The organism is Streptomyces fagopyri (assembly GCF_009498275.1).
In the GTDB taxonomy this organism is placed as follows: domain Bacteria; phylum Actinomycetota; class Actinomycetes; order Streptomycetales; family Streptomycetaceae; genus Streptomyces; species Streptomyces fagopyri.
This window is the reverse complement of record NZ_CP045643.1, coordinates 3,423,173-3,435,720: the sequence shown is the minus strand read 5'-3', so window position 1 is coordinate 3,435,720 and position 12,548 is coordinate 3,423,173. Positions and strand designations below refer to the sequence as shown.

General features: G+C 70.5%; 12 protein-coding genes. 3 read left to right on the top strand and 9 right to left on the bottom strand.

Translation table 11 applies throughout. The annotated features are described in order from the left end of the window. Positions 1-849 precede the first annotated feature (849 nt). Positions 850-2,316, top strand: a complete 1,467-nt coding sequence (locus tag GFH48_RS14620) for a sensor histidine kinase (RefSeq protein ID WP_153292911.1) — start codon at positions 850-852, stop codon at positions 2,314-2,316. A 230-nt stretch (positions 2,317-2,546) separates the two neighbouring features. On the opposite strand, the gene GFH48_RS14615 is transcribed toward GFH48_RS14620, so the two are convergent. From GFH48_RS14615 to GFH48_RS14590, 6 genes are all read right to left on the bottom strand, one after another. After that, entirely contained in the window at positions 2,547-2,804 is a 258-nt protein-coding gene (locus tag GFH48_RS14615) for a WhiB family transcriptional regulator (RefSeq protein ID WP_006380970.1), read from the bottom strand. Between the two features lie 318 nt (positions 2,805-3,122). Continuing rightward, entirely contained in the window at positions 3,123-4,091 is a 969-nt protein-coding gene (locus GFH48_RS14610; protein WP_153288691.1) for a diacylglycerol/lipid kinase family protein, read from the bottom strand. Positions 4,092-4,303: 212 nt separating this feature from the next. After that, positions 4,304-4,759, bottom strand: coding sequence for a hypothetical protein (locus GFH48_RS14605; protein WP_153288690.1), 456 nt, complete (start codon positions 4,757-4,759; stop codon positions 4,304-4,306). Between the two features lie 246 nt (positions 4,760-5,005). Next, positions 5,006-6,196 carry an RNA polymerase sigma factor SigF gene (locus GFH48_RS14600; protein WP_153288689.1) on the bottom strand — a complete coding sequence of 397 codons (1,191 nt, stop codon included), beginning with the start codon at positions 6,194-6,196 and terminating at the stop codon, positions 5,006-5,008. Continuing rightward, the gene (locus GFH48_RS14595; RefSeq protein WP_054228129.1) at positions 6,193-6,606 is read right to left on the bottom strand and encodes an ATP-binding protein; all 414 of its coding nucleotides are present in this window, start codon (positions 6,604-6,606) and stop codon (positions 6,193-6,195) included. The genes GFH48_RS14600 and GFH48_RS14595 overlap by 4 nt, the downstream gene beginning before the upstream one ends. Positions 6,607-6,865: 259 nt before the next feature. Further along, the gene (locus tag GFH48_RS14590; RefSeq protein ID WP_153288688.1) at positions 6,866-7,126 is read right to left on the bottom strand and encodes a UBP-type zinc finger domain-containing protein; all 261 of its coding nucleotides are present in this window, start codon (positions 7,124-7,126) and stop codon (positions 6,866-6,868) included. A gap of 61 nt (positions 7,127-7,187) precedes the next feature. Between GFH48_RS14590 and GFH48_RS14585 the strand changes: the two genes are divergently transcribed. Next, on the top strand, positions 7,188-8,783 hold the full coding sequence (locus GFH48_RS14585) for a Na+/H+ antiporter (protein ID WP_153288687.1): 1,596 nt from the start codon (positions 7,188-7,190) through the stop codon (positions 8,781-8,783). Between the two features lie 25 nt (positions 8,784-8,808). Here GFH48_RS14585 and GFH48_RS14580 read toward each other — a convergent pair whose 3' ends face one another. From GFH48_RS14580 to GFH48_RS14570, 3 genes are all read right to left on the bottom strand, one after another. After that, on the bottom strand, positions 8,809-9,729 hold the full coding sequence (locus tag GFH48_RS14580; protein ID WP_194280849.1) for a 1-aminocyclopropane-1-carboxylate deaminase/D-cysteine desulfhydrase: 921 nt from the start codon (positions 9,727-9,729) through the stop codon (positions 8,809-8,811). Positions 9,730-9,827: 98 nt separating this feature from the next. Further along, positions 9,828-10,418, bottom strand: a complete 591-nt coding sequence (locus tag GFH48_RS14575; protein ID WP_153288686.1) for an N-acetylmuramoyl-L-alanine amidase — start codon at positions 10,416-10,418, stop codon at positions 9,828-9,830. 148 nt (positions 10,419-10,566) lie between these two features. Beyond that, positions 10,567-10,800 carry a hypothetical protein gene (locus tag GFH48_RS14570; protein WP_153288685.1) on the bottom strand — a complete coding sequence of 78 codons (234 nt, stop codon included), beginning with the start codon at positions 10,798-10,800 and terminating at the stop codon, positions 10,567-10,569. A 288-nt stretch (positions 10,801-11,088) separates the two neighbouring features. Here GFH48_RS14570 and GFH48_RS14565 point away from each other — a divergent pair, with 288 nt between their 5' ends. Further along, a complete protein-coding gene (locus GFH48_RS14565) occupies positions 11,089-12,495 on the top strand; it encodes a family 2B encapsulin nanocompartment shell protein (RefSeq protein WP_153288684.1) in 1,407 nt (468 codons plus the stop codon). Positions 12,496-12,548: the final 53 nt, after the last annotated feature.

Genomic DNA, 12,548 nt, shown 5'->3' with positions numbered 1-12,548 from the left:
GGAACCCAGGGTGTCCCCTGGGGAAACGACGTCGCGATCGCGTGGCCACCCTCGACGCGCACGCCCGGCGTATCGGCGTACCGGACATGCCTGGCGCACCGGCGTACCCGACTTGCCCGGCGCACCGGCGTACCCGACTTGCCCGGCGCACCGGCGTACCCGACATGCCTGGCGCGCCCGGCCGATCCGCTTCCGCCCGCGACGAGATGCTGACACCGAACCATGGTCGCGCCCCCACCCCTGGTGACATCACCGCACACACAGGCGCCGCACGGACATCAGCGCACGCCCGGTACCGCGTCGCCCGGCCCGCGCCCGGCACCAGCCCGCGTCACGCCGCGTCACCCGCCGCGTGGCGGCGACGGCGTCGAGGCCGCCCCGGACCACCCGACCCCGCCGCCCATCCCGGCGGGCGACGCGCATGCCCCCCGTCCGGCCCCCCATATGAGCGGAACAGGCCCCCGCCGGGGGCCGAGCGGGCTAGTCTGCGTGGTGGAAGCTGTGGGAAATTCGATGAAGTGACAAGAACAAACATCCGTCGGCTCATGGACGCGAGAACATGGTCTAGTCCACAATGTTCGGGTAAGGCGTCCGTGGCCCACAGTGTCACCACGTCAACTGAACAAGCCTCCGTCTTCCCCGCACAGGAAGACGGACCGAGGAACCGGCGCTCTCTGCCCTGACTGCTCCGGCTCCTCTCCATCGGCCGACCGGGACCGCACAGCCCGCGGCCGTTGCTGCTCCGGGCTGCGGTGCCGGGAGGGTTGAGGGTCCCTCCCAGGCGCCGCGGCCCGCGGGTGTTTTCGGACCGCGACCGGACCCCCGGGTAGGCTCGCACCTGTGCCCTCCATGAACGACCTCGTACGCCAGCACACCGCTCTCGGTCCCTCCGATCTCGAGTGGCTGCATCTGCTGGTCTCGGAGTGGCAGCTGCTCTCCGACCTCTCCTTCGCCGACCTCGTCCTGTGGGTCCCCACCCGGGACGGCACCCGCTATGTCTCGGTGGCGCAGATGCGTCCCAACACCGGTCCGACCTCGTACCAGGACGACATGGTGGGTCATCTGGTCCCGCGAGGCCGCCGTCCGCTGCTGGACGCGGCGCTCGACGAGGGCCGCATCGTGCGCGAGGGCGACCCCGAATGGCGGGAGGAGGTGCCGGTGCGGGTCGAGTCCATCCCGGTACGGCGGGAGGGGCGCGTCCTGGGTGTCATCGCGCGCAACACCAATCTCCTCACCGTGCGCACCCCGAGCCGGCTGGAGCTGACGTATCTCCAGAGCGCCTCCGACCTCGCCCAGATGATCGCGGCCGGCTCCTTCCCGTTCCCCGACCAGCAGGTCGACATGGACGCCTCGCCGCGCGTGGGCGACGGACTCATCCGCCTGGACGCGGAAGGCATCGTGCAGTACGCCTCACCGAACGCGCTGTCCGCGTACCACCGGCTGGGTCTCGCGTCCGACCTGGTGGGCCACAACCTGGGCGTGACCACCGCCGAACTCGCTCCGTCCCGCGGACCGGTGGACGAGGCGCTGGCCAAGGTCGCGAGCGGCTGGGCGCCCCGCGAGTTCGAGATCGAGAGCGCCGAAGGGGTGATCCAGCTGCGGGCGATCCCGCTGAAGCCCAAGGGCACCCGGGTCGGTTCCCTGGTCCTGCTCCGTGACGTCACCGAACTGCGCCGCCGCGAGCGCGAGTTGATCACCAAGGACGCGACCATCCGGGAGATCCACCACCGGGTCAAGAACAACCTCCAGACGGTGGCGGCACTGCTGCGGCTGCAAGCCCGGCGCATCGAGTCGGAGCGCGGCCGGGAGGCACTGGAGGAAGCCGTACGACGGGTCGGGTCGATCGCGATCGTGCATGAGACGCTGTCTCAGAACCTGGACGAGCGGGTGGAGTTCGACGAGATCGCCGACCGGGTGCTCGCGATGGTCGCCGAGATCTCGCCCGGCAAGGTCACCGGTCGTCGCACCGGCCGCTTCGGGGTGCTGGACGCGGAGGTCGCGACCCCGCTCTCCATGGTCCTCACCGAGATTCTGCAGAACGCGCTGGAGCACGGATTCCGCGAGGGCGACCGGGGCACGGTCGAGGTCTCGGCGGTCCGGGGCGGCACCACCAAGGAGACCCGCCTGCTGGTCACCGTGCAGGACGACGGTGTCGGTCTCCCGGAGGGCTTCGACCCGCACCGCTCGGGCAACCTCGGCCTCCAGATCGTACGGACCCTGGTGGAGGGCGAGTTGGGCGGCACGTTCGACATGGTGGCGGCACCGGAGCGCGGCACGCAGGTCATCCTGGACATTCCGGTACGGGCGGCCAAGTAGGACGCGACCGCGCCCCGATGGCGCGGGGCGGATGACGCTCGACGCAGGACAGAGGCCCCGGACCGTTCGGTCCGGGGCCTCTGCTTACGTTGCGATGGGGGTACCCCCTGCTCGAACGTGGTCGAGGGTCCGGGGGGAGCATCGGGGGTACTGCGCGCTGCGGCTCGGGGGCGGGAGATGCGTACACGCTGTACGCGCCGCCAAGCTCAGGCTCGTCGCGGGGTGGGGTGTCAGGCGGTGGCCTGACGAGCCCGGTTGCGGGCGGCGCGGCGCTTCATTGCGCGACGCTCGTCCTCGCTGAGGCCACCCCAGACGCCGGAGTCCTGGCCGGACTCGAGCGCCCACTGCAGGCACTGCTCCATGACGGGGCAGCGGCGGCAGACGGCCTTGGCTTCCTCGATCTGCAGCAGCGCAGGACCGGTGTTGCCGATGGGGAAGAAGAGCTCGGGGTCTTCCTCGCGGCAAACGGCGTTGTGACGCCAGTCCATGGCTGCTACCTCTCCTTGGTATTACATGCACGTTGCTTGTGAATGTGAACGCTTTCACGAATCCCTCAACAAGTGAAGGGCCGACTACCAGACGGACTGGTGTGGTCCTGTGATTTGAGGAGGGGTTCTGGCGCTCTGTGGGGCCGATGTTGCGGGCCGTCCCGAGCGCCACGTAGAGACTCGCAAACCTCGGCGGCGGATACAACCCCTTCTGGAAAGTTTTTTTTGATTCCTCGGTGTCGACTAGGTCACAGCCGTACTTCCATGGGGTGGACCCTGGTCTAAACGTTCGAGTGAAAGGACTTTGCGGCCTTCCACTCACACAATCACACGCAGTGCACGGCGTACGCCTGTGAACGTCACGCTTCTGCGCAGTCCCAGGTGGTCGCCGTCCATCTGGAGGGGGAGTGGCACCTTCGAATGCAAGGTGAAGTCGGTCAGGTCGTGCAGGGACAGGGCGTGCTTTCCGTGCGGACCGCGTTCGGGGGACGAAGTGAGCAACTGGGTGGCATACCGGGCGACCGCGGTCGTCGACATACGGCTGAGGCCGAGTACGTCGAGCCCGGTATCGAACGAAGCCTTAGGCGAGGCGTACACCGGACGATTGCCGAGAAACGTCCAGGGCGAGGTGTTGCAGATTATGGACAGGACGAGATCGGTGACCGGGTCCTCGCCGGGGCGGTCCAGGGTGATCGTTCCGTGCCTGCGGTGAGGTTCGTCCAGAAACTGACGTACCACTTGGCGCAAATACAGAGCGTGCGTGGAGCGCTTGCCGCGCTCCCGCTGCTGCTCGACCCGGCCGATCACCCCGGCGTCGAAGCCGAGTCCGGCACAGAACGTGAACCAGCGGGAGGGGACCGATTCGTCCTCGGTGCCGGGGGTGCCCGCGGCGAGACCGAGGCCGACCGTGCGCTCGCGGTTCTCTCTCAGCGCGTCCAGCAGGGCGCCGGTGGCCTCCACCGCGTCGTTGGGCAGGCCGAGGGCGCGGGCGAAGACATTGGTGGAGCCGCCGGGGACCACGGCGAGGCGGGGCAGGCGGTCCAGCTCGGGGCCGTTGTGCAGCAGGCCGTTCACGACCTCGTTCACGGTGCCGTCGCCGCCGAGGGCGACGACCAGTTCTATGTCCTCACCCTCCGCGGCCTGCCGGCCCAGGTCCCGGGCGTGCCCGCGGTACTCGGTGGTGACCACTTCGAGCTTCATCTCGCTCGCCAACGCGTGGATCAACACGTCGCGCGTGCGCGCACTTGTGGTGGTTGCTGCCGGATTGACCACGAGAAGTGCACGCATGCGATGCAGCGTACCTACCGTGCGGTACTCGTCCCAGACCGAGGTAGGGATCGGGTAAGAGATGAGGGCGTGAGTCTCGACACGGGGAGGGACGGCGGGAACGGGGTACGGCGCCGGGCCGTGGGCGCTGGGCGGGCCGGCGGCGCATGTCGCAGGGGGCGGCGGGACGGGTCACCGGCGCGGGCCGGACAAGGGGCGCCGGCCGTGGCGCGTCAGGGCCGCCGGGACTCCTCGGCGCCACCCGGGCCACGGATGCCCAGGGCCGCCGTCGTCGCCGGGTTCACGAGCAGGACCAGCGCGGCGACCGCGACGACGGCCAGCACGATGCCCGCGGGGATGGCCATGCTGTCGGCCCGCAGCAGGTTATAGGCGACGGGCAGGGCCAGGATCTGGGTGATGACCGCGGGGCCCCGGCTCCATCTGCGGCGGAGCACCAGCCCGCGCGCGGCCAGCAGGGGCAGCAACGCGAGAACGACCAGCGTCACGCCACCCGTGACGGCCCCCCGCCGGTCGTCCGGGGATCCGGTGAGACCTTCCACGAACAGGTAGACACCGCCCGCGGCCAGGGCGAGCCCCTCCAGCGCGGCCAGCGCCGCCGCGGCGGTCAGCCGCCCGGGGCGGGGCTCCGCGGTCGACGTGCCGGGGGCGGGGGTCTGCTCAGCGCTCACCCCTGAAGGGTAGCCCTCGGTTCCCGACGTACGACCGGCCCCTGGAGCGTGGTCCGTCCTGTCCCGCCGGTACGTCTCGTCGCCGGGAGGGTTCCGCGCCGGTGCCGCCTCTGCTGACGGGGGTGGCGGTGCTGCCGGTGGTGGCGCACCGCGGTCCCTCCGGCGACGAGTGCTGCCGATGGGTCCGGCGTCCCCGTGGAGCCGGTGCCCTCGGCGGCGGCCGCCCGCTCCGGTCCACGGAGCGGGCTACTCCTCGACCAGCAGCTTCTCGCGGAGCTGGGCGAGGGTGCGGGCGAGAAGACGGGAGACGTGCATCTGGGAGATGCCGACCTCCTGGGCGATCTGCGACTGGGTCATGTTGCCGAAGAAGCGAAGGAGAAGGATCCGCTTCTCTCGCGGCGGAAGATCCTCCAGCAGCGGCTTCAGTGACTCCCGGTACTCGACCCCTTCCAGGGCCTCGTCCTCGGCGCCGAGTGTGTCGGCGACGGCCGGGGACTCGTCGTCCGTGTCGGGAACGTCCAGGGACAGCGTGGAGTAGGCGTTGGCGGACTCCAGGCCCTCCAGGACCTCTTCCTCCGAGATGGCCAGCTTCTCGGCGAGTTCGTGGACCGTGGGGGAACGTCCGTGCTGCTGGGAGAGTTCCGCGGTCGCCGTGGTGAGCGCGAGACGCAGTTCCTGGAGGCGGCGCGGCACGCGGACCGCCCAGCCCTTGTCGCGGAAGTGGCGCTTGATCTCGCCGACGACCGTGGGGGTCGCGTACGTCGAGAACTCGACGCCGCGCTCCGGGTCGAACCGGTCGACCGACTTGATCAGGCCGATGGTGGCGACCTGGGTCAGGTCGTCCAGCGGCTCCCCGCGGTTGCGGAAGCGGCGCGCGAGGTGCTCGACGAGCGGGAGGTGCATGCGGACCAGCTGGTTGCGCAGCTCCGCGTACTCGGCGCTGCCGTCCGGCAGCTTGCGCAGCTCGATGAACATCGCCCGCGCTCCGCTGCGGTCCTGCGGGTCCTTCGGGTCGTGATGGATGTGCTGGACGCTGGGCCCGTGCTGCGTGGCCTGCACGCTCTGCACGTTCTGCGCAGCCGTCTTGTCGTGTTGTTCTTGCTCGCTCATAGTCCCGCCCGTCACCAGCCGCCGCCCTTCCGAGGACGTGCTCCGCGCGGCACCCTCCGGATCCCGTTGTCCGTCGTCACGGCCGGGGAGCTTCTCCTGTCCGTCCTCGTCGACCGGTGCGACCCCCGCGTTCTCGGCTTCGTTCGGGCTGGGGGGATCCCCGGCCCGGGAGGCTGTGCCGTCGTCCGGGTGCGGCCGGGCCTGCTCGGGGATGCCGTCGACGCCCTCCGCCACGCGCCGCGGCGCGTCGAGGCCGTCGACGGGCCCGGCGGGAAGCTCCCGTGTGCCGCGCTCTTCGTCCCGCACCGGCCCGTCCCCCTCCCTCACGCCGGCCCGGGTCCCGCGCCGCGCTGTTTGTAGAGGCTGATCGAAACGGTCTTGTCCTCGGCGACGGTGGAGTCGACCTTGCCCGCGAGCGCCGAGAGAACGGTCCACGCGAACGTGTCCCGTGACGGAGCGTGACCGTCCGTGGTCGGAGCGGACACCGTCACCTCGAGCGAGTCGTCGATGAGCCGGAAGACGCAACTGAGCACCGAGCCGGGGACGGCCTGCTGCAGCAGGATCGCGCAGGCCTCGTCCACCGCGATGCGCAGGTCCTCGATCTCGTCGAGGGTGAAGTCCAAACGGGCCGCGAGGCCGGCCGTGGCCGTGCGCAGCACCGACAGGTAGGCACCCGCGGCCGGCAGCCGGACTTCCACGAAGTCCTTAGTCGCGGGCTCGCCTGCGATCTGGGACACCCTCACCTCCAAGGTGGTACAAGCTCATTCGAGCTCTTTCGGGGCCGAGGGTCGCCCCCCGGGGTAACGCGCCAGGTGTTCAGCGGTGACGCTACCGCGCTCCCGACTTTCCTGTCCCGGGGACCCCGCTCCCCCGCTGTCACTCATAGTAAGCCTATGAGTACGGACAGTGGCTAGGGGTCTGCGGGCCCAAATAGGAAGAGCGCGCGCCGGGTTGACGTACCCAGGCGTCAGACGGTCGAACCGTCCCGACGGCGGGTCACGCCAGTACGTGGTCGACGAAGCACCAGCGCCAGCTCTCACCGGGCTCGAAGGTTCGCATCACGGGATGTCCCGTCTCCTTGAAATGCTCTGTCGCGTGCCGCAGCGGCGAGGAGTCGCAGCAGCTGAGGTGCCCGCATTCCAGGCACAGCCGCAGCTGTACCGGATGTGTGCCGGCGGCGAGACACTCCAGGCACGTCTCGCTCGTGGGCTCTGGTGCGGGGTGCGGCAGCGCGTCGGCATGCGTGCACTGTTTCATGATTGCCAGGTTACGTCGGGCGTGCGGGATGCCGCGCGAAAACGAGGGCGGGCGGACGAGGATGCACGTATTGCCACTGCTGTTGCTGGTCGCGGGAAGCGCCGCCGTCGCCGGAGCGGCCCGCCGTACTCCGGTGCCGGCGCCGCTGCTGCTCGTCGCCGCGGGCCTGGTGATCGCGTACGTCCCCGGGGTGCCCGGGTACGAACTCGACCCCGAGGTCGTCCTCCCGCTGCTGCTGCCCCCGCTGCTGTACACGGCCGCCACCGACAGCTCGTACCTCGATCTGCGGGCGCATCTGCGGCCGATCGCGCTGCTGTCGGTCGGGTACGTGCTCTTCGCGACGCTCGCCGTCGGCTGGGTCACCTATCTGATCGTGCCGGGCCTGCCGCTGCCCGCGGCGCTGGTGTTCGGGGCGGTCGTGGCGCCGCCGGACGCGGTCGCGGCCACCGCGGTGGCACGCCGGGTGGGGCTGCCGTCGAAGATCACCACGATTCTGCAGGGCGAGTCCCTGGTGAACGACGCGACCGCGATCACCGCCTACAAGGTGGCCCTCGCCGCCGCGGTCGGCGAGGGCGCGACCTGGTCGGGCGGCATCCGTGAGTTCCTGCTCGCGGCGGTCGGCGGCGTGGTCGTCGGCCTCGTCCTGATGATGCCGATCCACTGGCTGCGCACCCGCCTGAACGAGGCGCTCCTGCAGAACACCCTCTCCCTGCTGATCCCCTTCGTGGCGTACGGGATCGCCGAACAGGTGCACGCCTCCGGGGTGCTGGCGGTGGTCGTCGTCGCGCTGTACCTCGGACACCGTGCCTGGGAGGTGGACTTCGCGACGCGGCTCCAGGAGGAGGCCGTCTGGAAGATGGTCGCGTTCGTCCTGGAATCGGCCGTGTTCGCGCTGATCGGCCTGCAACTGCCCGTCGTCCTCAAGGGCCTCGGCCCGTACGAGGGTGTCAGCGCCGCCTGGTACGCGGTGGTCGTCTTCCTGGCGGTGGTCGCCGCGCGGTTCGTGTGGGTGTACCCCGCCACGTTCCTGCCGCGGATCGTGTCCCCGCGGATCAGGAAGCGGGAGGAGAACCCCACCTGGAAAGCCCCGTTCGTCATCGGCTGGGCCGGGATGCGGGGCGTGGTGTCGCTCGCCATTGCCTTCTCGATCCCGCTCACCGTGGACGGCGGCGACGCCTTCCCCGAGCGCAATCTCCTGCTCTTCCTCACCTTCACCACCGTCATCGCCACCCTGGTCGTCCAGGGACTGACCCTGCCTCCGCTGATCCGCCTCCTGAAGCTGCCCGGCCGGGACACCCAGGCCGAGACGCTCGCCGAGGCCAACGCCCAGGCCCAGGCGTCCCGGGCCGCCGAACAGCGCCTCGACGAACTGCTGGCCGACGAGCGCAATGTCCTGCCCCCGCCACTCGCCGACCGGCTGCGCTCGGTCCTGGAGCGCCGCCGCAACGCGGTCTGGGAGCGGCTCGGCGCCGTCAACCCGGTGACCGGGGAGAACGCCGACGACACCTACCGCAGGCTGTCCCGCAAGATGATCAGCGCCGAGCGTGAGGTGTTCGTGCGGCTCCGCGACCACCGCTACATCGACGACGAGATGCTGCGCACGCTGCTGAGACGGCTGGACCTGGAGGAGGCGGCGGCCTACCGGGAAGCGGCGTGAGCGTCGGGCGCCGCCGGCACCCGGTTCACCCGGGTGGCGCTCCGGTGATCACCGCCGCCACGGTCGTGCCCGGTGCGAACGCCCCTTCCTCGGCCAGGGCGACAAGTCCGTACAGCATCTTGGCGACATAGAGACGTTCGACGGGCAGGCCGTGGCGCCGCTCGAAGTCCTCGGCGAAGAGGCCGAGTTCGGGCGTGGCGCGCGCGTAGCCGCCGAAGTGGAAACGGTCGTCCAGGGACCAGGTGCCGCGGCGGCCACCGAAGGCGGTGTCCTGGAGGGCCCGGACGTCGGCCTCCAGGAAGCCGCCCTTGAGGACGGGGACGCCCAGCGCGCGCTGGGCGGGGGCGAGGCCGGCGGCCAGGCCCGCGAGGGTGCCGCCGGTCCCGCAGGCGACGGCGACGACGTCGGCGTGGCCGCGCAGCTCCGCGCCGAGTTCCCGGCAGCCGCGTACGGCGAGGGCGTTGCTGCCGCCCTCGGGGACGACGTACGCGTCCCGGGCGTCCGCCGCGCACAGGATCGCGGCCAGCGTCCGCGGATCCGTCTTGCGGCGATACGTCGACCTGTCGACGAAATGCAGCCGCATGCCGTCGGCCGCGCACCGGGTCAGGGAGGGGTTGAGGGGGCGGTGGGCCAGCTCGTCGCCCCGGACCACACCGATGGTCGGCAGTCCGAGGAGGCGGCCGGCGGCGGCGGTGGCCCGCAGATGGTTCGAGTACGCGCCGCCGAAGGTGAGGAGCGTGCGGCCGGCCGCGGCGCGCAGGTTCGGAGCCAGCTTGCGCCACTTGTTGCCGATCAGCTCCGGGTGGATGAGATCGTCCCGCTTGAGCAGCAGCCGGACGCCGTGGCGCGCGAAGCGCCCGTCCGCGACCGGGTGCAGCGGCGAGGGCAGTCGGGGCCGCAGACCGGTCGGGTCGAGCGCTTCGGGGCCGTCCGGGGCGTCGGACAGGGCGGGCGTGCCCGGGATGCCGGGGCCGTCGGGGCTGGTCACCCCACCATTGTCGGACAGGCGTCCGGGAATCCGGGCGACCGGCGAACGCCTGTGCGTCACTTGAGGCGGTCGCGGACACGCCCTCTCATCGAGGCCATCGTGAAGCCGCGCGGGTCGACCTTGCCGGGCTGCCACTCCAGGTGGCCGATGACCGAGCGCTCCGTCCAGCCGTGATGGCGGCAGATCGCGGCCGCGACCCTCTCGATCGCCTCCAGCTGGACCTCGGGCCAGGGGTCCTTGCCGTTGCCGAGGTTCTCGCACTCGAAGCCGTAGAAGTGGCGGTTGCCGTCGGTGTTCGCCTCGTTGTCCGCGGGGAGCGCCTTCTCCGCGATCACGGCGCGCAGCACGTCGTCGTCGCCCAGGCCCGCGTGGTTGACCCTGCCGTAGCCCACGAGATGCACGACGCCGTCCTTGGTGATGACGCCGTGGCACAGAGGCCCCGGCAGGTCGGCGCGCCCCGTGCGGCAGAGGCCGATGGTCCGATCGTCCCCCGAGGACGCCGTGTGGTGGATCATCACCCCGTACACCGGGCCCCACGGGCCCTTGTGGTTGCGGTTGTGATGCTCCCATTCGCCGACCTCGACGACGGTGACGCCTTCCCGCCTGAGCCGGTCGAGGAAACCGGCCGCGGACATGGGTGGAGCCATGACCGCCTCCTTCGCGCTGTACGGCGGCCACCGGGCGCGGCCGTCTCGTACCGCCGCTTCTACCCGGGACCGGATGCTCCGGGTTGGCCGTTCGTACGGCGTGCGAGCCGATCCGGTCAGGGCCGGGCGCGCGTCGGGGAGGCGCCGCTCAGGAGCGCAGGAAGCCGTCCCCGTTCGCCGCGATATGGCTTTCCAGGGCCTGGAGGGCCTGCTGGGTGGCCTCGGGGGACCCGCTGCCGCGCCGCTCCGCGTAGTACGCCGCGCCGAGTCTCTTCAGGAGGTCGGTGCCCGCGCGCTGGGCCTGCACCTCGTCCAGCTTCTGCTTGCCCTGCGTGAGCCCGCGCTGCGCCTGTTCCTTGGCGCGGTCCAGGAAGCCTGCCATCGCCGTCTCCTGTCATCGTCCGTCGAAGCGTCAAACGGTTGGCCGGATCTTGGAGTTCCCGAGCGCGACGACATGAGGCTGTTCGACGACGCGGGCCCCGCTTGTTCGATATCGCGGCGGAGCGATTCCGGACGTCGGAGTTCCGCGCGGCTCGACCGGTCGACAAAGTGCGCGTCTCTGCCCAATCCGGCGTGATCCATTCCCCCTCATTCGTGTAATAGCACCGGCACGCTCCGTGATGGAAGGCTGGGCGACGCAGATCAGTGCATGACCGGGAGGGCAATTTTCATGTCGGTAGGCGAAGAGGTCCGTTCGGGTCAGGGCAGGCCGCAGCAGAGTCTCGGCACATCGGCCGCGCGGAACCTGGCCACCACCACCAAGTCCGCACCCCAGATGCAGGAGATCAGTTCACGATGGCTGCTGCGCATGCTCCCGTGGGTGAACGTGCAGGGTGGCACGTACCGCGTGAACCGGCGGCTCAGCTACTCCGTGGGCGACGGCAGGGTGACGTTCGTCAAGACCGGTGACCGCGTCCAGGTCATCCCCGCCGAGCTCGGCGAACTGACCGTCCTGCGGTCCTACGAGGATCACGAGGTGCTCGGCGAGCTGGCCCAGCGCTGCCAGCAGCGGGAGTTCGCGCCGGGCGAGGTGCTCGCCTCGTTCGGCAGTCCGTCCGACGAGGTGTTCCTGCTCGCGCACGGCAAGGTCGAGAAGATCGGTACGGGCCCCTACGGCGACGACGCGGTCCTCGGCGTTCTCGCCGACGGCGCGTACTTCGGCGAGCAGGCGCTCATCGACCCGGACGCCATCTGGGAGTACACGGCCCGCGCCGTCACCGCGGTCACCGTGCTCACGCTGCCCCGCCAGGACCTGGAGCAGGTCGCGGAGCGCGCCGAGTCCCTGCGCACTCACCTCCAGCAGCTGCGGGCGATTCCTGAGCAGCGCACCAACAAGTACGGCGAGAAGGAGATCGACCTCGCGGCCGGCCACACCGGAGAGGAGGACATCCCCGGCACCTTCGTGGACTACGAGGGCGCGCCGCGCGAGTACGAACTGAGCATCGCCCAGACGGTGCTGCGCCTGCACACGCGCGTGGCCGATCTCTACAACCAGCCGATGAACCAGACCGAGCAGCAGCTCCGCCTCACCGTCGAGGCACTGAAGGAACGCCAGGAGCACGAGCTCATCAACAACCGGGAGTTCGGACTGCTCAACAACTGCGAGTACGACCAGCGGCTGCAACCGCACGACGGCGTTCCGAGCCCCGACGACCTCGACGAACTGCTCAGCCGCAGGCGCGGGACCAAGCTGCTGCTCGCCCACCCGCGCGCGATCTCCGCGATCGGCCGCGAGTGCAACAAGCGCGGGCTCGTCCCGGAGAGCGTCGAGATCGCGGGCAACCGCATCCCGACCTGGCGCGGTGTCCCGATCTTCCCGTGCAACAAGATCCCGGTCAGCGACGCCCGTACGACCTCGATCATCGCCCTGCGCACCGGCGAGGCGGAACAGGGCGTCATCGGGCTCCAGCAGGCGGGCATCCCGGACGAGATCGAGCCGAGCGTCTCGGTGCGCTTCATGGGCATCAACGAACAGGCGATCATCTCCTACCTGGTGACGGCGTACTACTCGGCCGCGGTCCTGGTCCCGGACGCCCTCGGCATTCTGGAGAACGTCGAGATCGGCCGCTGGCGGTGACCTCCCCGACACCGGCCACGGTGTTCCCGCCGGACCGGACGGGCAGGCCGGGT